30 protein-coding genes are annotated in these 20814 nt (G+C 65.8%); 2 read left to right on the top strand and 28 right to left on the bottom strand.

Going from position 1 to position 20814, the window contains the following annotated elements; genetic code table 11:
• Positions 1 to 120: 120 nt before the first annotated feature.
• A complete protein-coding gene (locus tag V3W46_RS06495; protein ID WP_331782279.1) occupies positions 121 to 2034 on the top strand; it encodes a BglG family transcription antiterminator in 1914 nt (637 codons plus the stop codon).
• 84 nt (positions 2035 to 2118) lie between these two features.
• Here the strand turns inward: V3W46_RS06495 and map are convergent, their stop codons facing one another.
• From map to V3W46_RS06375, 24 genes are all read right to left on the bottom strand, one after another.
• Complete coding sequence (gene map / locus V3W46_RS06490; protein WP_331782311.1) at positions 2119 to 2901, bottom strand: type I methionyl aminopeptidase; 783 nt, start codon at positions 2899 to 2901, stop codon at positions 2119 to 2121.
• Between the two features lie 47 nt (positions 2902 to 2948).
• Positions 2949 to 3539, bottom strand: coding sequence for an adenylate kinase (locus V3W46_RS06485; RefSeq protein WP_331782278.1), 591 nt, complete (start codon positions 3537 to 3539; stop codon positions 2949 to 2951).
• Positions 3536 to 4858: a preprotein translocase subunit SecY gene (gene secY / locus V3W46_RS06480; RefSeq protein WP_331782277.1), complete on the bottom strand. Its 1323-nt coding sequence runs from the start codon at positions 4856 to 4858 to the stop codon at positions 3536 to 3538. Before secY ends, V3W46_RS06485 begins: the two co-directional genes overlap by 4 nt.
• Positions 4859 to 5011: 153 nt before the next feature.
• On the bottom strand, positions 5012 to 5743 hold the full coding sequence (gene rplO / locus V3W46_RS06475) for a 50S ribosomal protein L15 (protein ID WP_331782276.1): 732 nt from the start codon (positions 5741 to 5743) through the stop codon (positions 5012 to 5014).
• Entirely contained in the window at positions 5743 to 5928 is a 186-nt protein-coding gene (gene rpmD / locus V3W46_RS06470; RefSeq protein WP_104242488.1) for a 50S ribosomal protein L30, read from the bottom strand. The genes rplO and rpmD overlap by 1 nt, the downstream gene beginning before the upstream one ends.
• A complete protein-coding gene (gene rpsE, locus V3W46_RS06465) occupies positions 5928 to 6611 on the bottom strand; it encodes a 30S ribosomal protein S5 (RefSeq protein ID WP_331782275.1) in 684 nt (227 codons plus the stop codon). Before rpsE ends, rpmD begins: the two co-directional genes overlap by 1 nt.
• Before the next feature lie 26 nt (positions 6612 to 6637).
• The gene (rplR, locus tag V3W46_RS06460) at positions 6638 to 7009 is read right to left on the bottom strand and encodes a 50S ribosomal protein L18 (RefSeq protein WP_331782274.1); all 372 of its coding nucleotides are present in this window, start codon (positions 7007 to 7009) and stop codon (positions 6638 to 6640) included.
• Between the two features lie 2 nt (positions 7010 to 7011).
• On the bottom strand, positions 7012 to 7548 hold the full coding sequence (rplF, locus tag V3W46_RS06455) for a 50S ribosomal protein L6 (protein ID WP_331782273.1): 537 nt from the start codon (positions 7546 to 7548) through the stop codon (positions 7012 to 7014).
• Positions 7549 to 7554: 6 nt separating this feature from the next.
• Entirely contained in the window at positions 7555 to 7953 is a 399-nt protein-coding gene (gene rpsH, locus V3W46_RS06450) for a 30S ribosomal protein S8 (protein WP_331782272.1), read from the bottom strand.
• 184 nt (positions 7954 to 8137) lie between these two features.
• Positions 8138 to 8728 (bottom strand): 50S ribosomal protein L5, encoded by a 591-nt coding sequence (rplE, locus tag V3W46_RS06445; RefSeq protein ID WP_331782271.1) that lies wholly within the window; start codon positions 8726 to 8728, stop codon positions 8138 to 8140.
• On the bottom strand, positions 8728 to 9087 hold the full coding sequence (gene rplX, locus V3W46_RS06440) for a 50S ribosomal protein L24 (protein ID WP_231026310.1): 360 nt from the start codon (positions 9085 to 9087) through the stop codon (positions 8728 to 8730). Before rplX ends, rplE begins: the two co-directional genes overlap by 1 nt.
• Positions 9088 to 9089: 2 nt before the next feature.
• A complete protein-coding gene (rplN, locus tag V3W46_RS06435; protein ID WP_205107253.1) occupies positions 9090 to 9458 on the bottom strand; it encodes a 50S ribosomal protein L14 in 369 nt (122 codons plus the stop codon).
• 41 nt (positions 9459 to 9499) lie between these two features.
• Complete coding sequence (gene rpsQ, locus V3W46_RS06430) at positions 9500 to 9811, bottom strand: 30S ribosomal protein S17 (protein WP_331782270.1); 312 nt, start codon at positions 9809 to 9811, stop codon at positions 9500 to 9502.
• A complete protein-coding gene (gene rpmC, locus V3W46_RS06425) occupies positions 9811 to 10152 on the bottom strand; it encodes a 50S ribosomal protein L29 (protein ID WP_331782269.1) in 342 nt (113 codons plus the stop codon). Before rpmC ends, rpsQ begins: the two co-directional genes overlap by 1 nt.
• A complete protein-coding gene (rplP, locus tag V3W46_RS06420) occupies positions 10152 to 10571 on the bottom strand; it encodes a 50S ribosomal protein L16 (RefSeq protein ID WP_331782268.1) in 420 nt (139 codons plus the stop codon). Before rplP ends, rpmC begins: the two co-directional genes overlap by 1 nt.
• Positions 10572 to 10573: 2 nt before the next feature.
• Positions 10574 to 11377 carry a 30S ribosomal protein S3 gene (gene rpsC, locus V3W46_RS06415; RefSeq protein WP_331782267.1) on the bottom strand — a complete coding sequence of 268 codons (804 nt, stop codon included), beginning with the start codon at positions 11375 to 11377 and terminating at the stop codon, positions 10574 to 10576.
• Positions 11377 to 11775, bottom strand: a complete 399-nt coding sequence (gene rplV, locus V3W46_RS06410; RefSeq protein ID WP_331782266.1) for a 50S ribosomal protein L22 — start codon at positions 11773 to 11775, stop codon at positions 11377 to 11379. Before rplV ends, rpsC begins: the two co-directional genes overlap by 1 nt.
• 24 nt (positions 11776 to 11799) lie before the next feature.
• Positions 11800 to 12081 carry a 30S ribosomal protein S19 gene (rpsS, locus tag V3W46_RS06405; protein ID WP_104242462.1) on the bottom strand — a complete coding sequence of 94 codons (282 nt, stop codon included), beginning with the start codon at positions 12079 to 12081 and terminating at the stop codon, positions 11800 to 11802.
• Positions 12082 to 12092: 11 nt separating this feature from the next.
• The gene (gene rplB, locus V3W46_RS06400; protein WP_331782265.1) at positions 12093 to 12932 is read right to left on the bottom strand and encodes a 50S ribosomal protein L2; all 840 of its coding nucleotides are present in this window, start codon (positions 12930 to 12932) and stop codon (positions 12093 to 12095) included.
• Between the two features lie 23 nt (positions 12933 to 12955).
• Positions 12956 to 13255: a 50S ribosomal protein L23 gene (gene rplW, locus V3W46_RS06395; protein ID WP_331782264.1), complete on the bottom strand. Its 300-nt coding sequence runs from the start codon at positions 13253 to 13255 to the stop codon at positions 12956 to 12958.
• Positions 13252 to 13905, bottom strand: a complete 654-nt coding sequence (rplD, locus tag V3W46_RS06390) for a 50S ribosomal protein L4 (RefSeq protein ID WP_331782263.1) — start codon at positions 13903 to 13905, stop codon at positions 13252 to 13254. The genes rplW and rplD overlap by 4 nt, the downstream gene beginning before the upstream one ends.
• 3 nt (positions 13906 to 13908) lie before the next feature.
• The gene (gene rplC, locus V3W46_RS06385; protein ID WP_331782262.1) at positions 13909 to 14565 is read right to left on the bottom strand and encodes a 50S ribosomal protein L3; all 657 of its coding nucleotides are present in this window, start codon (positions 14563 to 14565) and stop codon (positions 13909 to 13911) included.
• Between the two features lie 10 nt (positions 14566 to 14575).
• Positions 14576 to 14884, bottom strand: coding sequence for a 30S ribosomal protein S10 (rpsJ, locus tag V3W46_RS06380; protein ID WP_104242452.1), 309 nt, complete (start codon positions 14882 to 14884; stop codon positions 14576 to 14578).
• A gap of 405 nt (positions 14885 to 15289) precedes the next feature.
• Entirely contained in the window at positions 15290 to 16501 is a 1212-nt protein-coding gene (locus V3W46_RS06375; RefSeq protein WP_331782261.1) for an MFS transporter, read from the bottom strand.
• Between the two features lie 63 nt (positions 16502 to 16564).
• On the opposite strand from V3W46_RS06375, the gene V3W46_RS06370 reads away from it, so the two are divergent.
• Positions 16565 to 17041, top strand: coding sequence for a winged helix-turn-helix transcriptional regulator (locus tag V3W46_RS06370; RefSeq protein ID WP_331782260.1), 477 nt, complete (start codon positions 16565 to 16567; stop codon positions 17039 to 17041).
• Positions 17042 to 17172: 131 nt separating this feature from the next.
• Here V3W46_RS06370 and V3W46_RS06365 read toward each other — a convergent pair whose 3' ends face one another.
• From V3W46_RS06365 to V3W46_RS06350, 4 genes are read right to left on the bottom strand one after another with little or no spacing between them, the layout of a single operon-like run.
• Positions 17173 to 17784: a response regulator transcription factor gene (locus tag V3W46_RS06365; protein ID WP_331782259.1), complete on the bottom strand. Its 612-nt coding sequence runs from the start codon at positions 17782 to 17784 to the stop codon at positions 17173 to 17175.
• On the bottom strand, positions 17781 to 18944 hold the full coding sequence (locus tag V3W46_RS06360) for a sensor histidine kinase (RefSeq protein ID WP_331782258.1): 1164 nt from the start codon (positions 18942 to 18944) through the stop codon (positions 17781 to 17783). The genes V3W46_RS06365 and V3W46_RS06360 overlap by 4 nt, the downstream gene beginning before the upstream one ends.
• A gap of 2 nt (positions 18945 to 18946) precedes the next feature.
• Entirely contained in the window at positions 18947 to 19747 is an 801-nt protein-coding gene (locus V3W46_RS06355; RefSeq protein WP_331782257.1) for an ABC transporter permease, read from the bottom strand.
• Entirely contained in the window at positions 19744 to 20739 is a 996-nt protein-coding gene (locus tag V3W46_RS06350; RefSeq protein ID WP_331782256.1) for an ABC transporter ATP-binding protein, read from the bottom strand. The genes V3W46_RS06355 and V3W46_RS06350 overlap by 4 nt, the downstream gene beginning before the upstream one ends.
• Positions 20740 to 20814 lie beyond the last annotated feature (75 nt).

Here is a 20814-nt window from a genome sequence, read left to right as displayed (position 1 = left end):
GTGTCGCCTGTGGGTACAGACGAACCTTCTCGTCTTCTGAAGGCAAGTGTGCTGCGTATCGGCGGGGCCTTCCAGCAGGAAACTTTCCGCCCGGGCGGAAAGATGTCTAGAGTTTCACGAATGACCGACCGCCGAAGGCAGCTGCTGGAGTACCTGGCCCAGACCGAGGGCTGGATCACCTCGGCGCAGCTCGCCGACCGTCTGGGCGTCACCACGCGCAGCGTGCGCAGCTACGTCACCGCAGCGAAATCGGCCGCTGCACCGCTGGAGATCATCCGTTCGTCGGCAGACGGCTATCGGCTCAATCGTGACGCCTACGCCGAATACCTGAAGGGCAGCGGGCGACGCAGCGAACACGAGACACCGCGCGACCGCCTCTACCACCTGGTGCGCACGCTGCTGGATGCCCGTGACGGGCTCGATGTGTACGACCTCGCCGCGCAGCTCTTCGTCAGCGAGTCGACCATCGAGGCCGACCTGCGCAAGGTGAAGTCGCTGTTCGACGATTCGGGCCTGCGCCTGGTTCGCACCGGCAGCGCCACCAGTGTGCAGGGGTCGGAGGAGAACCGGCGCAAGCTCATCAGCCGCATGTTCCGCGCCGAGAGCGCCCGCGGGTTTCTCGAGATCGAGCGCATTCAGCAGGAGTTCGACTCAGAGAACCTGACGGCGTTCAAGACCGACCTGCTCGCCCTGCTCGGCACAGGCGGCTACTTCGTCAATGAGTACGGCCTCGACAGCGTGCTGCTGCACGTGGCCATCGCCGTCGACCGCAGTTCGAAGAACCGGCCGCTCGAGTCGGTCACGGCGCCGGTCGCCGATGCTGCAGGGCTGTCGGCGAGCATCCTGGCCCTGGTCGACCGTCACTTCGGCGTCTCGCTGACCGACGCCGACCTCGACCACCTCGTGCTGCTGCTGACGACACGGGTCATCACCCCCGGTCACGGCATCGAGGTCTCGGTGCAGGCCGAAGAGCTCGGGCTGACCGACGATGTCGACTTCATTCGCCAGGTCGCCCGACGGGCGAGCGAGCAGTACCTGATCGACCTCGACGACGACGAGTTCACGGTGCGGCTCGCACTGCACGTGCGCAACCTCATCGCCCGGGCCCGGGTGAGCTCGTTCTCGCGCAACCCGATGACCCGCTCGATCAAGACGACCTACCCGATGACGTACGAGCTGGCGGTGTTCATCGCCAGCGAGATCCAGCGCAGAGAGTCGATCGTCATCAGCGACGACGAGATCGCCTACATCGCCCTGCACGTGGGGTCGCACCTCGAGCGCAAGGCGCGCCGAGACGACGCAGTGACGGCCACGGTCGTCTTTCCGAACTACTACGACATCCACCTCATGATGCTGCGGCGGCTCGAGAACGCCCTCGGCGACGACGTGCGGGTCGACACCATCATCACGCGCACCGACATCGACCCGAAGATGCTCACGACCGACCTGGTCATCACCACCGTGCCCTCGCTGGCCTACGGCGACAACGTGGTGCTCGTGCAGCCGTTTCTGACCGACGGCGACATCGAGAGCATCCGTCGTGCCACGGCCAGAGTGCGGCGCCTGCAGCGTCGCCGCCAGCTCAAAGAAGAGCTGCTGCTGTACTTCAGCGAAGATCTCTTCGTGCGAAACCTCGAGGCCGCCGACGAGGCCGAGATGATCGGTGCGCTGGGCGGTCGGATGCTCGCTGCGGGCATCATCGACCAGAGCTACATCGACGGCGCCATCGAGCGCGAGCGCATGTCGTCGACCGCTTTCACCGACTCGGTGGCCGTGCCGCACTCGATGCTGATGAACGCGTCGAAGACCGCCATCGCCATCGCACTCAACGACACGGCCATGCCGTGGGGAGAGAACCGGGTCAACGTCGTCGCGCTGATCGCGTTCAGCGACACCGGGCGGCGATCGTTCCAGTCGATCTTCGACCAGTTCGTCGAGGTGTTCTCTGAGCACGACGACGTTCAGCAGCTCATTCGCGGTTCGGTCGACTTCTCTTCGTTCATCGAGCAGCTCGTGCACCTGATGGACTCGTAGGGCGGGCACCGGAGGCGAGCGGCGGCGGTGTGCGTCGGCGGTGTGCGTCGCCGACGTGCGTCGGCGGTGTGCGGCGCCGCAGGCTCAGGCGATCGGCACGGGCGTTACCCCGAGGGGCGCCAGCGCGGCCGCACCACCATCGGCCGCCGTCAGCACCCAGATGCCGCCCTGGTGCACGGCCACCGAGTGCTCCCAGTGCGCCGCCATGCTGCCGTCACGGGTGGCGACCGTCCAGTCGTCGTCGCGCGTGAAGGTGTCGATGCCACCCGCCGTGATCATCGGCTCGATCGCCACCACGAGCCCGGGTTTGACCGCCGGGCCGCGCGAGCGCACGCGGTAGTTGAACACCGGCGGCTCCTCGTGCATGCTTCGGCCGATGCCGTGCCCGATGTAGTCGGTGAGGATGCCGTACTCGCCCTGCGACTCGACATAGTCTTCGATCGCCTCGCCCACCTCGTTCAGGTGCCGGGCCACGGCCAGGCGCGCGATGCCGTGCCACATCGACGCTTCGGTGACGTCGGCCAGGCGCTGGCGTTCGGCGACGAGCTCGGGCCTCGACGCGTCGGGCACCACGACGGTGATCGCGGAGTCGCCGTTCCACCCGCCCACGTCTGCGCCCGAATCGATGGAGACGATGTCACCGGGGCCCACCACGCGGTCGTTTGGGATGCCGTGCACGACGTCATCGTTGACCGAAGCGCACACGGTGTGCCGGTAGCCTGGCACCAGCTGGAAGTTCGACACTCCCCCGCGCGCACGGATGGCCGCGTCGGCGATGTCGTTCAGCTCGAGCGTGCTGATTCCGGGGCGGATGGCCGCACGCACGGCATCGAGCGACGCCAGAGTCGTCAGGCCGGGCCCGACCATCAGGCGCAGTTCGGCCGGGGTCTTGTAGATCGAGGGGCGGGCCACGTTCAGCTGGCGAAAAGCGCGATGCCCCGGGCATCCAGAGCTGCGGTGATGCGCGTCGTGACCTCATCGACCGAGCCGAGGCCGTCGACTTCGACCACGAGCCCGCGTTCGGCGTAGATGTCGATCAGCGGGGTGGTCTGCTCGGCATACACCTCGAGCCGATGACGGATGACGTCTTCGGTGTCGTCGGCGCGGCCCTGTTCGTGCGCGCGCTTGAGCAGACGGCCGACGATCTCGTCGGTGTCGGCGCTCAGCAGCACGACGACGTCGAGCGAGTGCCCGGTGCCGGCGAGGATGTCGTCGAGTTCGGCCACCTGCGCGACCGTGCGGGGGTAGCCGTCGAGCAGGAACCCGCCTTCGACGTCGGCCTCGTTGAGCCGGCTGCGCACGAGGTCGTTCGTCAGGCTGTCGGGCACGTACTTGCCCGCGTTCATGAACTCGGCGGCCTTCACGCCGAGCTCGGTGCCCTGCTCGACATTCGAGCGGAAGATGTCGCCGGTCGAGATGGCGGGCACGTTGCAGGCGACCGACAGCCGCACGGCCTGGGTGCCCTTACCCGCACCCGGCGGGCCGATCAACAGGAGACGCGTCAACGCAGAAGCCCTTCGTAATGGCGTTGCTGGAGCTGCGAGTCTATCTGCTTGACCGTTTCGAGGCCGACGCCGACGATGATCAGAATCGAGGCGCCACCGAACGGGAAGTTTTGGTTGGCACCGACCAGCACGAACGCGATCAGCGGAATGAGCGCGATGAGACCGAGGTACAGCGCACCGGCGAGCGTGATGCGCGTCAGCACGTAGTCGAGGTACTCGGCCGTCGGCCGGCCGGCGCGGATGCCCGGGATGAACCCGCCGTACTTCTTCATGTTGTCGGCGACTTCTTCGGGGTTGAACGTGATGGCCACGTAGAAGTACGTGAAGCCCACGATCAGCAGGAAGTACAGCAGCATGTAGAGCGGGTGGTTGCCGCTCGTGAGGTAGTTGGTGACCCAGGTCACCCAGGCGGCAGGGGTCTCGCCGGCCTTCGGCTGGTTGAACTGCGCGATCAGGGCGGGCAGGTACAACAGCGACGACGCGAAGATCACCGGCACCACACCGGCCATGTTGACCTTGATGGGAATGTAGGTGTTGTTGCCGCCGTATGTTCGACGGCCGACCATTCGTTTGGCGTACTGAACGGGTATTCGGCGCTGCGACTGTTCGACGAACACCACGGCCGCCATGATCAGCACGCCGATGAGAATGACGATCAGCAGAACCTCGATTCCCTGCTCCTGCTGGATGGCGACGAGCGAACCCGGGAAGCGGGCGGCGATCGAGGTGAAGATCAGCAGCGACATGCCGTTGCCGATGCCGCGCTCGGTGACGAGCTCACCCATCCACATGATGAGGCCGGTGCCGGCGGTCATCGTGATGACCATCAGCAGGATGGCGTACCAGGCGTCGTTCGTGATGAGCTGCGTGCACTGCGTCGTGGTGCTCGTGCCGAACAGGGCGCCACTGCGCGCCACGGTGATGAGGGTCGTCGACTGCAGAACGCCGAGGGCGATCGTGAGGTACCGCGTGTACTGGGTGAGGCGGCTCTGGCCGGCTTGGCCCTCTTTGTACAGGGTCTCGAAGTGAGGGATGACCACGCGCAGCAACTGCACGATGATCGACGCCGTGATGTACGGCATGATGCCCAGCGCGAAGATCGACAACTGGAGAAGCGCGCCACCACTGAACAGGTTGACGAGCTCGTAGAGGCCCGAGGTGTTCTGGTTCGCGGCGAGACAGGCCTGCACGTTGCCGAAGTCGACGAACGGCGCCGGGATGAACGACCCCAGCCTGAAGAGCGCGACGATGCCGAGCGTGAACAGAATTTTCCGGCGGAGATCCGGAGTACGGAAGATCCTGCCGACGGCTCTAAACAAAAAAAGGCCTCCTGCTAGGTGAAAACGAGACTTGCGCGAGCAGAGTCATCGCAGGAAGTGATTCCCACCGAAGACTCTACTCGAACTCGCCGGGGCCGGGAGGCCGAAGGGCGGCTGCCATAAGACAGCCGCCCCCGCGACGAGCATGCAGCGTTACTTGACGGAGCCACCAGCCGCGACGATCTTCTGCTCGGCAGAGCCGGAGACCTTGTCGACGGTGACGTTCAGCTTGACCGCAATATCCCCATTGCCGAGAACTTTGACCTTCTCGTTGTCGCGAACTGCGCCCTTCGAGACGAGGTCGGCGATCGTGACCTCACCACCGGTCGGGTACAGCTCTGCCAGACGATCGAGGTTGACCACCTGATACTCGATCTTGAACGGATTCTTGAACCCGCGCAGTTTCGGTGTGCGCATGTGCTGCGGCATCTGGCCACCCTCGAAACCCAGGCGCACGTTGTAACGCGCCTTGGTTCCCTTGGTGCCACGGCCCGCGGTCTTGCCCTTCGAGCCTTCACCGCGGCCGACACGCGTGCGTGCCTTCTTCGACCCGGCGGCGGGGCGGAGGTGGTGAACCTTCAGCACCTGCTCGCGCGCCTCGGCCGGCTCGGCCTTGGCCTTGGCGGCCTTCGGTGCCGTCACGGTCTCCGAGCTGGAGTCCGCAGCAGCGGCCGTGGTCGCGGGGGCCTTGGCAGCCTTGGCGGCCTTCGGCGCCTCGTCGGTCGAGGCACTGGCCTTCGCGGCGGTGGCCTTGGGGGCCTTCGCTGCAGCGGTCGTGGTCTCGGTCGACGCGGCCTTCGCCTTGGGCGCGGCCTTGGCGGCGCCTGCCGTCTTGGATGCAGCCTTCGGCGCTACCTCGGCAGCGCCATTCTTCTCTTCAGCCATTAGTCAATCTCCTCGACTTTCACCAGGTGAGCGACGTGGCGAACGTAGCCGCGGTTCTGCGAGTTGTCTTCACGCACGACGAACTGTCCGATGCGGTGAAGGCCAAGGCTACGCAGGGTGTCGCGCTGGTCTTGCTTTTCGCTGATCTTGGATTTGATCTGCGTGATCTTCAGGCTCGTAGCCATCATGCACCTGCCTTTGCGAGTGCTGCGGCCGCATCGGCCTCAGCCTGGGCACGCAGCAGACGAGCGGGTACGACGCGGTCGAGGTCGAGGCCACGGCGTGCTGCCACGGCGCGGGGCTCCTCGAGCTGCTTGAGTGCTTCGACGGTTGCGTGCACGATGTTGATCGTGTTCGACGACCCGAGCGACTTGCTCAGAACGTCGTGGATGCCCGCACACTCCAGCACCGCGCGAACGGGGCCACCGGCGATGACGCCGGTACCGGCCGCTGCGGGACGCAGCAGAACGACGCCGGCAGCCGCCTCACCCTGTACAGGGTGCGGGATGGTGTTGGCGACGCGGGGAACGCGGAAGAAGTTCTTCTTCGCCTCTTCGACGCCCTTCGAGATGGCCGTGGGCACCTCGCGGGCCTTGCCGTAGCCGACACCGACCAGACCGTTGCCGTCACCGACGACGACGAGGGCGGTGAAGCTGAAGCGACGACCACCCTTCACCACCTTGGAGACGCGGTTGATGGTGACGACGCGCTCGAGGAACTGGCTCTTCTCAGAGTCACGCGATCCGCGGTCTTTGTTGGGGTTGCGCTCGCGACCGCCGCGACGGGCCTCACGAGGCTCGTTCTGCGCTGCGGGCGCTTCGGTCGTCGCCGCTGCCGTTGTCGGCTCGGCGGTCGTAGCTTCTGCCACGTCAGCTTCCTTTGCTTTTTCGTCGCTCACAGGTCAAGTCCACCTTCACGAGCGCCATCGGCGACTGCCGCCACGCGCCCGGCGTAACGGTTGCCACCGCGGTCAAATACGACTGCTTCGATGCCAGCAGCCTTGGCGCGCTCGGCGACCAGTTCGCCGACCTTGTGGGCCTTCGCCGACTTGTCACCATCGAAGGTGCGCAGGTCTGCTTCGAGCGTCGATGCCGATGCGAGGGTGAAACCCTTGCTGTCGTCGACGACCTGAACGAACACGTGACGGGCCGAGCGGGTGACGACGAGGCGAGGACGAACCTCGGTACCCTCGACCTTCTTGCGCAGGCGGTCGTGGCGACGGCCGCGTGCTGCGGCCTTGCTCTTGCCTCTGGTTCCAGTAGCCATGATTACTTACCGCTCTTTCCGGCCTTGCGACGAACGACTTCGCCGGCGTAGCGCACACCCTTGCCCTTGTAGGGCTCCGGCTTGCGCAACTTACGAATGTTGGCAGCTACTTCGCCGACAGCCTGCTTGTCGATACCGCTGACAGTGAGCTTGTTGACACCCTCGACCGTGAAGCTGATGCCCGCGGGCGGCTCGACGGTGATGGGGTGGGAGTAGCCGAGGGCGAACTCGATGTTCGCTCCCTTGGCGGCGACGCGGTAACCGGTACCGACGACCTCGAGGCCCTTGGTGTAGCCCTGGGTCACGCCGATGATCTGGTTCGCGATGAGCGTGCGGGTCAGGCCGTGCAGCGAACGCGACTCGCGCTCGTCGTCGGGGCGGGTGACCAGGATCTGGCCGTCTTCGACCTTCGCCTCGATGGGAGCCTTGACGGTGAGCGCGAGCTCACCCTTCGGACCCTTGACGGTGACGTCTTGACCGTTGATGGTGATGTCGACTCCAGCAGGAATCTCGATCGGCAGTCTTCCAATACGTGACATGAGTGTCTACCACACGTAGGCGAGGACTTCCCCACCCACGCCCTTCTGTGAGGCCTGTCGATCGGTCAGCAGACCCGACGACGTTGAGAGGATTGCGACGCCGAGGCCACCCAGAACGGTGGGGATCTCGGTCGACTTCGCGTATACGCGGAGGCCGGGCTTCGAAACGCGCTTGATGCCCGCGATGGAGCGCTCACGGTTCGGACCGAACTTGAGCGAGAGAGTCAGGGTCTTGCCGACCTCTGCGTCTTTGACATCCCATGCAGAGATGTAGCCCTCGCTCTTGAGGATGTCAGCGATGTGCGACTTGAGCTTGCTGTGCGGCATCGACACGGTGTCGTGGAATGCCGAGTTGGCGTTGCGCAGTCTGGTCAGCATGTCTGCGACCGGATCTGTCATTGTCATTGGAGAGTTGCCCTTCTGGCCTGGTTTCGACACCCTTTTCGAGGATGCCGACCTGTGGTCTCGGCCAGGCCCAGCCGAATTGCTGAGCCTGGTTTACTGCTTTCTCGCTGGTTGAGTAGCTCCGCAGGAGCGTATCGAAACCTGGATCTCGATCCGCGCTTCGCGCTACTCGATCAACGAGGTGTTACGCGTTGTCGGCCGTACGGAACGGGAAGCCGAGCGCCTTGAGCAGCGCACGACCCTCGTCGTCGTTCTTCGCCGTGGTGACGACGGTGATGTCGAAACCGCGAACGCGGTCGATCTTGTCCTGGTCGATCTCGTGGAACATCGACTGCTCGGTGAGACCGAAGGTGTAGTTGCCCTGGCCGTCGAACTGGCGGTCGGAGAGACCACGGAAGTCGCGGATGCGGGGAAGCGCGAGCGACAGCAGCCGATCGAGGAACTCCCACGCGCGGTCGCCACGAAGCGTGACGTGGGCGCCGATGGGCTGGCCCTCGCGCAGCTTGAACTGGGCGATCGACTTGCGGGCCTTGGTGACCTGCGGCTTCTGGCCGGTGATGGCGGTCAGGTCTTTCACGGCGCCGTCGATGATCTTGCCATCGCGTGCAGCCTCACCGACACCGGTGTTCACGACGACCTTGATGAGGCCGGGAACCTGGTGGACGTTCGTGAAGCTGAAGTCTTTCGTGAGCTGGGGAACGATCTCGTTCTTGTACTTCTGCTTCAGGCGCGGCTGCACCTTGACAGCCTGCGCGGCAGTTGTTGTGTCAGTCATCAGATGTCCTTGCCACTCTTCTTGGCGTAACGAACGCGAACGTTCTTGGTGACGCCGTCTTTGGTGACCTGCTCGACGCGGAAACCGACGCGGGTCGGCTTCTTGGTCTCGGGGTCGACGAGTGCGACGTTCGACACGTGGATCGGGGCCTCGACGGTCTCGATGCCACCGGTCTTGGTGCCGCGCTGGGTCTGGCCGACGCGCACGTGCTTCTTGACGTAGTTCACGCCTTCGACGATCACGCGATTCTTCTCGACCTGTACTTCGATGACACGACCCTGCTTGCCGCGGTCTCCGCCGCGTTCCTGGGTCGCGCCCGAGATGACCTGAACCAGGTCACCCTTCTTGATGTTCGCCATGACTAAATGACCTCCGGTGCCAGCGAGATGATTTTCATGAACTTCTTGTCGCGAAGCTCGCGGCCGACCGGTCCGAAGATGCGGGTACCACGGGGGTCTCCGTCGGCCTTCAGAATCACGGCGGCGTTCTCATCGAACTTGATGTACGAACCGTCGACGCGACGGGTCTCTTTCTTGGTGCGAACGATGACCGCCTTGACGACGTCACCCTTCTTCACGTTGCCGCCGGGGATGGCGTCTTTGACGGTCGCCACGATGATGTCACCGAGGCCGGCGTACCGACGGCCTGAGCCACCGAGAACGCGAATCGTCAAGAGCTCCTTGGCGCCGGTGTTGTCGGCAACCTTGACTCGGGATTCCTGCTGAAGCATTTTCTACTCTTCCTAATCGAGAGGTCAGTAAGCGCGGGCGCCTACTTGGCCTTTTCGAGAATCTCGACCAGGCGCCAGCGCTTGGTGGCGCTCAGCGGACGGGTCTCCGAAATGAGCACCAGGTCGCCGATACCGGCGGCGCCGGCCTCGTCGTGCGCCTTCACCTTGGAGGTGCGGCGGATGACCTTGCCGTAGAGCGGGTGCTTCACGCGGTCTTCGACCTCGACGACGATGGTCTTCTCCATCTTGTCGCTGGTGACGTAGCCACGACGGGTCTTGCGGTAACCGCGCTCGTGATCGGGCGCGGCAACAGTCTCGACGGCTGCAGCAGCGGCTGCTTCAGTCTTAGCCATTACTTGGCCTCCTCAGTTGTCTCGGTTGCTTCGGCTTCGGGCGCCTCTTCGACAGGGGCGGCCTTTGCCTTGCGGGTCTTCTTGGGTGCCTCCACCGGCGCGACCTCGACGGCGACGGGCGTGGCACGGATGCCCAGCTCGCGCTCGCGCACGATCGTGTAGATGCGGGCGATGTCACGCTTCACGGCGCGCAGGCGGCCGTGGCTCTCGAGCTGGCCGGTGGCCGACTGGAAGCGCAGGTTGAACAGCTCTTCCTTGGCCTTGCGCAGCTCGTCGGCGAGGCGTGAATCTTCGAATGTGTCGAGCTCGACGGGGTTGAGCTCTTTAGAACCGATCGCCATTATGCGTCGCCCTCCTCGCGCTTGATGATGCGTGCCTTCAGGGGCAGCTTGTGGATAGCTCGGGTGAGCGCCTCACGAGCGACGGTGTCGTTGACACCGGAGAGCTCGAAGAGCACGCGACCCGGCTTGACGTTCGCGATCCACCACTCAGGCGAACCCTTACCGGAACCCATGCGGGTCTCGGCCGGCTTCTTGGTCAGCGGGCGGTCGGGGTAGATGTTGATCCACACCTTTCCACCACGCTTGATGTGACGCGTCATCGCGATACGAGCGGACTCGATCTGGCGGTTGGTCACGTAAGCCGGGGTCAGGGCCTGGATGCCCCACTCGCCGAACGACACGGTGGTGCCGCCGGTGGCCTGGCCGCTACGGCCGGGGTGGTGCTGCTTGCGGTGCTTGACTCTGCGTGGGATCAACATGGTTATGCCTCAACTCCTGCAGCTGCCACGGGGGCGGCGTCTGCCTTGGGCGCACTGGTCGGGGCTCCGCTGTTACGACGGGGGCGGTCGCCACCGTCGCGACGGTCGTCACGACGCTCGGGGCGCGTTGACTTCTGGTTGGCCTGCTCGCGGGCAAGCTCCTTGTTGGTGATGTCGCCCTTGTAGATCCACACCTTGACGCCGATGCGACCGAAGGTCGTCTTGGCCTCGTAGAACCCGTAGTCGATGTTCGCGCGCAGGGTGTGCAGTGGCACACGGCCTTCGCGGTAGAACTCCGAGCGGCTCATCTCCGCGCCACCGAGGCGGCCGGAGACCTGGATGCGAACACCCTTGACGGTCGGCGTGCGCTGGGCGCCCTGCAGGCCCTTGCGCATCGCGCGGCGGAACGCCACACGTGCGCTGAGCTGCTCGGCGATGCCCTGCGCCACCAGCTGGGCCTCAGCCTCGGGGTTCTTCACCTCGAGGATGTTCAGCTGGATCTGCTTCTTGGTGAGCTTCTCGAGGTCGGCACGGATGCGCTCGGCCTCGGCGCCACGGCGACCGATCACGATGCCCGGACGGGCGGTGTGGATGTCGACGCGAACGCGGTCACGGGTGCGCTCGATCTCGATGCGGGCGACGCCCGCACGGTCGAGGGACTTCGTGAGCAGGTTGCGGATCTTCACGTCTTCGGCGACGAAGTCGGCGTAGCGCTGACCCGGCTTGGTGCTGTCAGAGAACCAGCGCGACACGTGGTCGGTCGTGATGCCCAGACGGAAACCGTAGGGGTTTACTTTCTGGCCCATTACTTCTTTCCTGCCTTCTTGGAACCCTGTGAAACGACGCCGGCCTCATCGGGCGTGGCGAGCACGATCGTGATGTGGCTGGTGCGCTTCAAGATCTGAAAAGCGCGTCCCTGTGCACGGGGCTGGAAGCGCTTGAGGGTTGCGCCCTCATCGACGAATGCCTTCGAGACGAACAGGTCTTGCTCGTCGAGGTAGCTGTTGCTGCTGTCGGCCTTGACCTTCGCGTTCGCGATCGCAGACTCGACGAGCTTGTAGACAGGCTCGCTCGCGCCCTGCTGGGCGAACTTCAGAATTGCCAGGGCCTCCATGGCCTGCTTGCCGCGAATCATGTTGACGACGCGACGAGCTTTCATGGGGGTGACGCGGATGTGACGCACGCGTGCGATCGACTCCACCATTTCTCTCCTCCTTACGCCACCGCGTTAGCGGCGACGACCCTTCTTGTCGTCTTTCACGTGGCCGCGGAAGGTACGCGTCGGCGAGAACTCGCCGAGCTTGTGACCGACCATGGTCTCCGTGATGAACACGGGGATGTGCTTACGACCGTCGTGAACGGCGATCGTGTGGCCCAGCATGGCTGGGATGATCATCGACCGGCGTGACCAGGTCTTGATGACGTTCTTCGAACCGGCTTCGTTCTGTACGACGACCTTGCGGAGCAGGTGATCGTCAACGAAGGGGCCCTTCTTGAGACTGCGTGGCATCTTCTCGACTCCTACTTACGCTTCTTGCCGACGTTGCGGCGACGAACGATGAGCTTGTCGCTCTCTTTGTTGGGGTGGCGGGTGCGGCCCTCTTTCTGACCCCACGGGCTGACCGGGTGGCGACCACCGGAGGTCTTGCCCTCACCACCACCGTGCGGGTGGTCGACAGGGTTCATCGCGACACCACGAACCGTGGGGCGAACTCCGAGCCAGCGCTTACGGCCGGCCTTGCCCCAGTTGATGTTCGACTGCTCGGCGTTGCCGACCTCGCCGATCGTCGCGCGGCAGCGAGCATCCACGTTGCGGATCTCACCGCTGGGCAGACGGAGCTGGGCGTAGGGGCCGTCTTTTGCGACGAGACGAACGGATGCACCGGCTGACCGTGCCATCTTGGCACCGCCGCCCGGCTTCAGTTCGATCGCGTGGATGACGGTACCGACGGGGATGTTCTTCAGCGGCAGGTTGTTGCCCGGCTTGATGTCGGCGCCGGCACCCGACTCTACGATGTCGCCCTGGTTGAGCTTGTTCGGGGCGATGATGTAGCGCTTGGTGCCGTCGACGAAGTGCAGCAGTGCGATGCGAGCCGTGCGGTTCGGGTCGTACTCGATCTCGGCGACGCGGGCGTTGACGCCGTCTTTGTCATTGCGACGGAAGTCGATGACGCGGTACTGGCGCTTGTGGCCACCACCGATGTGACGGGTCGTGATGCGACCGGCGTTGTTGCGGCCACCGGTCTTGGGCAGCGGGCGGAGAAGCGACTTCTCGGGCGTGGTGCGGGTGATCTCTGCGAAGTCTGCAACAGATGAACCACGACGGCCGGGAGTAGTCGGCTTGTATTTGCGAATAGCCATGTTTTTGTCCTTACGCTTTCCGGCTAGCCGACAGCCGTGAAGATGTCGATGGTGCCGGACTTGAGAGTGACAATGGCACGCTTGGTGTCTTTGCGCTTTCCCATGCCGAACTTGGTACGGCGGGTCTTGCCCTGCTTGTTCAGCGTGTTGACCGAGTCGACCTGAACACCGAAGATCTTCTCGATGGCGAGCTTGATCTCGGTCTTGTTCGACGTGGGGGCCACGATGAACGTGTACTTGCCCTCGTCGATCAGGCTGTAGCTCTTCTCAGAGACGACCGGCGAGATGATGATGTCGCGGGGGTCTTTGTTGTTGCCGCTCATGCGTCAACCTCCTGCTTCTTGTTCTTCGACGCGATGAAGCCGTCGATGGCGCCCTTGGTGAAGACGATGTCGTCGCTCACCAGTACGTCGTAGGCGTTCAGCTGGTCGTACGTCAGAACGTGGACTTCGGGAACGTTGCGAACGCTCTTGACGGCGATGTCGTCGCCGCGCTCGACGACCACGAGAACGTGCTTGCTGGTCGCGATGAGGTTCAGCAGGTCGAGAGCAGTCTTGGTCGACGGAACCGGCCCGAGGGTCAGCGAGTCGACGACGTGCACGCGGCTGCCGCGGGCCCGGTCGGAGAGCGAACCCAGCAGAGCTGCCGCGATCATCTTCTTGGGGGTGCGCTGGTCATAGCTGCGCGGGGTCGGGCCGTGCACGATGCCACCGCCGGTCATCTGGGGAGCGCGGATCGAGCCCTGACGGGCGCGGCCGGTTCCCTTCTGCTTGAACGGCTTGCGGCCGGCACCGGAGACCTCGCCGCGACGCTTGGTCTTGTGCGTGCCCTGGCGTGCAGCAGCGAGCTGCGCGACGACGACCTGGTGGATCAGCGGGATGTTGGTCTGAACGTCGAAGAGCTCACCGGGAAGAGTGACCGTGCCGGCCTTCTTGCCCTGGGCGTCGACGACGTCGACAGTTGCGTCAACCATGGGTTACGCCCCCTTTACTGCGGTACGAACGAAAACGAGACGGCCACGGCCGCCGGGAACGGCGCCCTTGACGAGGAGGAGGTTCTTCTCGGCGTCGACCGAGTGCACGACGAGGTTCAGCACGGTGACGCGCTCGCCACCCATGCGGCCGGCCATGCGCATGCCCTTGAAGACACGGCTGGGGGTCGACGAGGCGCCGATGGAACCCGGCTTGCGGTGGTTGCGGTGCGAACCGTGCGACGACGAGACACCCTTGAAGTTGTGGCGCTTCATGACACCGGCGAAGCCCTTGCCCTTCGAAGTGCCGACGACATCGACCTTCTTGCCGGCTTCGAACACGGCGTCTACGGTGAGCTCCTGGCCGAGCGCGTACTCCGCGGCGTCGGCGGTGCGGATCTCGGTCACGTGACGGCGAGGCGTGACGCCTGCCTTGTCGAAGTGGCCGGTCTGCGGCTGGTTCACCTTGCGGGGGTCGATCTGGCCCGCCGCGATCTGAACGGCTTCGTAGCCGTCGACCTCGGGGGTGCGAATCTGAGTCACGACGTTCGGGGTGATCTGAACGACGGTCACGGGGATGAGACGGTTGTTCTCGTCCCACACCTGGGTCATGCCGAGCTTGATGCCGAGCAGACCTTTGGACGTCTTAGTTGTAGTAGCCATCAGTCACTCCCTACAGCTTGATCTCGATGTTGACATCGGCCGGAAGGTCGAGGCGCATCAGTGAGTCGACAGCCTTGGGCGTCGGGTCGATGATGTCGATGAGGCGCTTGTGGGTGCGCTTCTCGAAGTGCTCGAAGCTGTCTTTGTACTTGTGAGGCGAACGGATGACCGCGATGACGTTCTTCTCGGTCGGCAGCGGCACGGGGCCCACTACGGTCGCACCTGCACGCGTGACTGTGTCGACGATCTTGCGCGCCGAGCTGTCGATGACCTCGTGGTCGTACGACTTAAGTCGAATGCGGATCTTTTGTCCCGCCATGTGTGACTCACTCTCTTGTCTTGCGTCGTACATCTCAGGTGTTGTTCACCTGGGCGGCATTGGACGCGCTTAGAACACTGTTCTTCTGTCAAAGCCCCACCCGCCGCCGCGCAGAGTACTGGCGCGATTCGACCGCGCAGAAATCGACGCGATTTCGAGAGGGGATTCTGAAGCTGATGTTTGAACTTGCGTTCTGCTACCCGCGGCCTAGCCCTACAAGATCGAGGATCTATAGCTATGCACTGCCTGGTAGTGATGCGGACCGCCCCTGTCATGCGTATGTGACTGGCACAACGCGACACAGTTCGACCCGAAATACTGAACTAGAAGAGTCTGCCACACCGTAGGGGTTCGTGCAACCCGGGCGTGTCGCGGCGGCGTGTCACGCCTGCGCTGGCGAACGACTCAGGCGACCGCGACCGCCGCGCGCGCCCGCAGGCGCCAGTCGACTAGGGCCAGAACCCCCGTCGCCACCGCGAGAACGGCGACCAGCGGCGCCACGATGTCGACCGAGGCGGCGAGCCCGAGGCCGGTGGCGAGGATGCCCGCACCCACGGCGGTCAGCGCCTGCAGCAGGTACGAGAAGAGGTAGAGCGCAGACAGCGTGGCGCCACGGTGCTCGGGGCGGGTGAGGCGCCCGATCAGCTGCAGCCCGCCCATGAAGGCGAGCGAATAGCCGGCGCCGCCGACGACGCACCAGAGCAGGAACAGCCCGATCGAGCCCGAACTGACGACGATCTCGAGCACGCCCAGACCGGCGATCGACAGCACGGCTCCGACGATGACGGCGACGTGGGCGTGGATGCGCTGCAGCGCGATCGCGGTGGCGCCGATCATCACCGAAGAGACGGCGAGCAGTCCGCCGATCACCAGAAGGTTGGTGGTGGCCGTGAGGTCGCGGGCGATCGATGCGCCCAGCGAGAGGAACACAGCGCCGACCGAGTAGGCGAGGGCGACCGAGAGGGTCGACACGAGGAACACGCGAACAGTTCCGCGGGGCACACGGATGGGCTGCGGGCGCCAGGCCGGCCGGGCATCCGGAGTCTGCGCGGGCATACGGTAGACCGCCGCGAAGACGAGGGCACTCAGCACCGCGAGCACGATGTAGCTGAGCTGCTGGGGCCACGGCGCGTACTGGGCCAGGGTTCCGGAGATGAGCAGCGCCAGCGTGAGACCGAGGGCGGTCGACGCCGTGGTGAGCGAGCTCGCGAGGCGCGGGTTCGACGACGTGTTGTTCTCGACGAGCGAGGCGCTGGCGGCGCCGAGCGCGAAGGCGGTGCCGATGCCCTGCAGCGCCCGACCGACGTAGAGCCATGCCACGTTGGGCGCGATGGCGAACAGGGCGCCCGAGACGAGGATGAGGCCGACCCCGATGAGCATTGCGCGGCGGCGGCCGATGGTGTCAGAGATGTTGCCGAAGACGAGCAGGCCGACGAGCAGCACGAGCGGGTAGGTAGCGAAGATGGTCGTGATGACGGTCGACGAGAGCTGCCATTCGGCGGCGTAGCTCGGGTAGAGCACCGAGGGGGCCCCGCTGGCCCACAGGCACAGGGCGAGAACCGCGGCGGATGCCCAGAAGCTGCCTCTGCGCGAGAATCTCGTGATCGTGGTGGTCATGGCTGCACACTACCCGTCTCAGTTGGGATTGCCAATCTAGCTGGCTCGTTCTATCGTTAAGACGTGGTCACGCCAGCGAACTCCCGAACCAAGAAAGAACACCACTGCTCGATTCACCGCAGTCTCGACCTGGTGGGCGAGAAGTGGTCGTTGCTGATTGTGCGCAACGCCCTGCGGGGCGAGAGCAGGTTCTCCGAGCTGCGCGACAACCTCGGCATTCCGAGCGACGTGCTCTCGGCCCGGCTGGCGACGCTGGTCGACGCGGGTGTGCTCGAACGACGGTCGTACCGCGAGCCCGGCGAGCGCGAGCGGTACAGCTACCACCTCACCGAGCAGGGGCAGGCACTGAAGACCGTGCTGATCGCCCTGCAGGAGTGGGGCGACGAGTACAACCCGAGTCCCGGCGGCCGGGTGTCGCTGACGCAGGATGCCGCAACCGGCCAGCACGCGTCGATCGGGTTCATCGGCGACGACGGTTCTGTGCTCGACTCCTCGGCGGTCACCATGGTGCCGGGGCCGGCGGCGGCGATCAGCTGGTGACCCCCCGCCGCGCTGCGCTGATTGAGTGGGCCCACAGGGCCGTATCGAAATCGGTTGAGCAACCGCCCGGGCGCGCTGGCGGCTGGTTTCGATACGCGCTGCGCGCTACTCAACCGGCGGCGGGGTGGGGCTCAGCTGAGCAGCCAGCCGTTCTCCTCGGCGATGCGAACGGCCTCGGCACGGCTGCGCGCCGCGGTCTTGCCGATCGCGCTCGAGAGGTAGTTGCGCACCGTGCCCTCGGAGAGGAAGAGCGCCGCCGCGATCTCGGCCACGCTGGTGCCGCGCTGGGCGGCCCGCAGCACGTCTGACTCGCGCGCCGACAGCGGGTTGTCGCCCGAGGCCAGCGACTCGGCGGCGAGGGCGGGGTCGACGACGCGCTGGCCGTCGTGCACGCGGCGAACGGCCTCGGCCAGCTGGCGCGCGGGTGTGTCTTTGACGACGAAGCCGCTGGCGCCCGCGGCCATGGCACGCTTGAGGTAGCCGGGGCGGCCGAAGGTCGTGACGACGAGCACCCGGCAGCTCGGCAGGGCTGCCCGCAGCTGGGCGGTGACGGCGATACCGTCACGGCCCGGCATCTCGACGTCGAGCAGGGCGACATCGGGCCGTGTCTCGAGGGCGAGCTCGACCACGACGTCGCCGCGCTCGGCCTCGGCGACGATCTCGAGGTCGGGTTCGAGGCCGAGCAGCGCCACCAGGGCACCGCGCACCAGGGCCTGATCATCGGCGAGCAACAGCCTGATCATGCGGTCACGCTCAGCACGAAGCCGCCCTGCGGCGCGGGGCAGGCCGTGAGCGAGCCGCCGGCGTTCGCGACGCGCTCGGCGAGCCCACTCAGCCCGTTGCCGCGGGTGACCGTCACATGGGCATCCGCAGCCGCGACCCCGCCATCACCCGGCACGCCCCAGCCGTCGTCGGCGATCTCGACCCGGTGCGGCTCGAGGGTGATGGTGCAGCGTCCGGCACGGGAATGCCTGATCACGTTGGTGACGCCCTCTCGCACGACCCAGGCGAAGAGCTGGCTGGTCTCGCCCGGCACATTCTCGATGCTGTTCGGCAGGTCGGCCTGGATTCCCGCGCTGTTGAGCGCCTCGCGTGCGCCCGAGAGCTCGGCTGCGAGGTTCACCCCACGGTACCCGGTGACCGTGGCGCGCACGTCGGCGAGGGCTCCGCGGGCGAGGCGTTCGATGTCGTCGATCTCGGCACCGGCGCGCAGCGGATGCTCGGGCAGCAGCCGGCCCGCCAGCTCGGCCTTCACCGTGATGACGGTCAGCGAGTGCCCGAGAATGTCGTGGATGTCGCGCGCCACCCGTGAGCGCTCCTGCTCGACGGCGAGCCGTGCCGCCTCGGCCTGCGACTCGCGCAGGCGCCGCACGAGGTCGAGCTGGCGGGCGAACGCCGACATCATCATCGCGATCGAGAACGTGATGAGCGGCAGGTAGATCGCATCGCCGACCGGACCGGTGAGGGCGAGCACGACGAAGATGAGCACGGCGAGGATGCCCGCGAAGAGCGCTTCGGCCCGCACCGTCGTTCCCGCCATCGCCACCGCGATCGCCACGAACACCCAGAGCGACGTGACGCCCACCCCGAGAAACGGCACGAACACCACCGTCGACAGGGTGAACACCACGCCGCCGGCGATCGTCTGGCGCGTCGTTCGCCCCCAGAACAGCGGCGGGCCGAGCACGTACACCGCTGCCCAGGCGACCAGCAGAACCTGGCCGAGCAGCTCGGCCCAGAGGGGCAGGCCATTGGTCCAGAGGGTGGCGATCGGGATGCCGAGCCACACCAGCCCGACCAGCGAGCCGAGGTACCAGCGCCGGGCGCCGCGGCGGTCGAGGGCGCCGCGCCAGGTCGCGGTCGCGGTCGCGGGAGCTCGGCCCTCGGCAGCCTCCGCCGGCACGGTCAGACCCGCTTCGTGTCGCGGCGGAACATGCGTGCCGCAGCCAGCCCGAAGATGATGCCCCAGGCCAGCACGTTCACCAGCGCCCACCAGTCGAAGCCGTTGCCGAGCAGCGGGGTGCGTGCGATGGCACCGACACCGTAGGCCGGGGTGAACTTCGCAATGTCCTGCAGCACCTGCGGCAGCACCTCGAGGGGCACGAACAACCCGCCGAACAGGGCGAGGAACGCCAGCAGCGGGCCGAGAATCTGCATCACGTTCTCGCTCGGCACGAGATACCCCACGAACAGGCCGAGGGTGGCGAACACCATCGAGCCGATCCACGCGACGAGGCCCGACAGGAACCACACCTGCAGCGGCATCGTGATGCCCATCAGAAGCCCGGCGACGAACACTGCGACCACCGCGATCAGCCCGAGGAACATGGCCGACAGCATCTTGATCGTGATGTACGCGGCCGGGCGCAACGGCGTCAGGCGCAGCTGCCTGCTCCAGCCCTGGGCCCGCTCGACGGCGACCATACCCCCGCCCGAGGTCGCCGCCAGCATGGCGCCGTAGACGGCGAAGCTGATCATCACGTAGGCCGCGTACGAGTAGCCTGTGTCGCCGAGCGGCTGGTCTTTGTTCGGCAGCGCGAACAGCACCAGAAAGACGACCGGCATGACGATGGTGAAGACCAGGGTGCGGCGGTTGCGCAGAACGCGTCTGATCTCGAGGGCGAGAAAGGTGACGTTGAAGCCGCCCAAGGGAGGAACGCGGCGTTCGATGCGCGTGCGGTCGGGCAGCGTGGGTGCGGTGGTCATGAGAGGCTCCCGGTTGAATCGGTCGGTGCGAGCTGGGGGGTGCGGCCGCCGCCGGGCGGCGTCGACCCGCGTGATGAGGTCAGCGCGACGAAGGCGTCTTCGAGGTTGTGCGACGTGATCTCGAGGTCACGGGCATCCGTCTGCGTGAGCAGGTACCGCGCGACGGCGTCAGAGTCGCTGGCGTGGATGAGCACGCCCTCGCCGCGGTCTTCGACGTCGTCGACACCGGGCAGGGCGAGCACGGCGGCTCTGTCGAGGTTCGAGACGGTGGCACGCACTGTGCGGCCCGAGGCGAGATTCTTGATCTCGGCGGCGGTTCCGTCGGCCACGATCTCGCCCTCGCGGATGAGCACGATGCGGTCGGCGTAGGCATCGGCCTCTTCGAGGTAGTGAGTGGCGAAGATCACCGTGCGGCCGGTGGCGGCGTCGGCGCGGATGGCGTTCCAGAAGTCGCGGCGGCCCTCGACATCCATGCCCGTGGTGGGCTCGTCGAGAATGAGCAGGTCGGGGTCGGGCAGCAGCGCGAGGGCGAAGCGCAGGCGCTGCTGCTGGCCGCCCGAGCACTTGCCCACGCGGCGGTCGCCGATGTTCAGGATGCCCGCCCGGTCGAGCACCTCGTCGACGGGCCGCGCGCCGGGAAAGAGGGTGGCCGTCAGCAGCACGGTCTCACGCACGGTCAGGTCGCGCAGCAGGCCGCCCGTCTGCATCACCGCCGCCACCTGCCCGCGCGAGATGGCCAGGTGCGGCGGCATGCCGTAGATCGTGACCTCGCCCGCGTCGGGCTTGCTCAGGCCGAGGATCATGTCGACGGTGCTCGTCTTGCCGGCACCGTTCGGGCCGAGAAAGGCGACAACCTCGCCGGGCTTCACCGTCAGATCGAGATTCGTGACAGCGTGCACCTTGCCGAATGACTTGGTGAGGCCGCGCAGGGCGACGGCATCGCCCGCGGTGGCGGGGTCGATGCGAGGTGCGCTGAGTGTTGTGTGTGCCATGCAACGATCTTCGCGCGTTTGACCGCGGCGCGCTGCGCCCGAACGTCACGTGTCGATCGTGACATTTGTCACGGC

Origin of the sequence: Subtercola sp. YIM 133946, from assembly GCF_036553535.1 — a bacterium.
GTDB lineage: Bacteria > Actinomycetota > Actinomycetes > Actinomycetales > Microbacteriaceae > Subtercola.
Note: the sequence above shows the minus strand (reverse complement) of the source record. Positions and strands in the feature narration are given on the sequence as shown.